Annotated in this window: 1 protein-coding gene; it reads left to right on the top strand. The window is 60.4% G+C overall.

Going from position 1 to position 1,463, the window contains the following annotated elements:
• Window positions 1-1,442, top strand: a 1,442-nt coding sequence (locus A3AY_RS34675) for a thiamine pyrophosphate-binding protein (protein ID WP_018325071.1), incomplete at its 5' end; no start/stop codon positions are given.
• Window positions 1,443-1,463: the final 21 nt, after the last annotated feature.

The following is a 1,463-nucleotide window of genomic DNA, read 5'->3' as shown; positions in this document are numbered from 1 at the left end:
CCGGCGAAGGACGCGGCGTCCTCACGGAGTTGGACTGCGCCAAGCTGTTTGAGCCCGTAACGAAACTATCGGTGCAGGTGAAATCACCTGAAAAGCTGCCAGAGATTATTCGTCGGGCCTTCCGCGTCGCCTGCTCCGGCAAGCCCGGCGCGGTGCATCTACAAATTCCCGAGGACATGCTGCTGGCAGAGGTAGACCTAGCCCGGGTCTCCCTGCACGTCGAGGAAGAGTGCCGCACCGTCCCCGCCTTTCCAACGCTGCCCCCGCGCAGCAAGATGGCAGATTTACTCAATCTACTGAACAAAGCAGAAAGACCATTGATCGTGGCGGGTGGAGGCGTGAACCGCGCGCTCGCAGGTGACCAGATCACGCGTCTGGCAGAGAAATACAATGTACCGTTGTGCACGACGATGACGGGCCAAGGCGCGATCGATGATGATCATCGCCTCGCCATTGGCGTGATTGGCGACAATGGCTACCATCCCCATGCTAACTGGGCACTCGAACACTCCGACTTCACGCTGTTCGTAGGCTCACGCATCGGCTCGGTCGTGACTATCGGCTGGACCTTCCCGCGGATCACCCTCAACCGCCGCCTTGCACAGATCGACATATCGCCCGAAATCATGGCGAACAACTATGAGAACCTGCTATCGATTCAGGGGGACGCGCGGCTGGTCCTTGAAGAGATGCTAGAACTGGAGACCGACATCGATTCCGCCCGGCTAGAACCTTGGGTGGCGGAATTAAACCGCCGCCGCCAGATGTTCTGGGACCATGCCGAGGAGGCGCTCGCCGACGAACGGATTCCCTTGCGGCCAGAGCGGGTGGTGCGCGCGTTCAACAATTCGCTCCAAGCGTCCGGCAAGCCCGCCCTCATTTATTCCGACGCCGGAACACCTACGCCTTACATGACGCGCTTCCTCAAGATCAACGACCGCGAAACGCGCTTCGCCATTCCCCGCGCGTTCGGCGGGCTCGGCTCGGCGCTGCCAGCCACTGTGGGGGCTTGGCGGGCTGATCCGTTCAAGCGACCAATCGGCCTTTTCGGCGATGGATCGTTCGGCATGACCGTCGGCGAACTCGAGACTCTCGTGCGTTTGCAGGTCCCAGCAATCCTCGTCCTGTTCAACAATGGAACATTCGGTTGGATCAAGGGCCTGCACAGGCTGAACGGGCACAATCAGTGCTTCGGGGTCGATTTCCTTGCGCCGCGGGGCAAAGCGATTGCTGAGGCCTATGGGCTAAAAGCTTGGACCGCCAAGACCGCACTGGAACTGGATAGTGCGTTGGCCGAGGCCTTTGCCAATGAAGACGGGCCCTGCCTTATCGACGTCCATGTCGAATCCATCGCCGAGCGCGTGCCGCCGGTCTACTCGTGGCTGCTGAGGCGTGGGGAGGATCCGCTTGACCTGCAGCCCGCAGATAAAACTTATCTCTGACCCAAAGGATGCGACATCGGC

The organism is Rhizobium giardinii bv. giardinii H152, assembly GCF_000379605.1.
GTDB classification, from domain to species: domain Bacteria; phylum Pseudomonadota; class Alphaproteobacteria; order Rhizobiales; family Rhizobiaceae; genus Pararhizobium; species Pararhizobium giardinii.
This window is presented reverse-complemented; position numbering and strand designations above follow the sequence as displayed.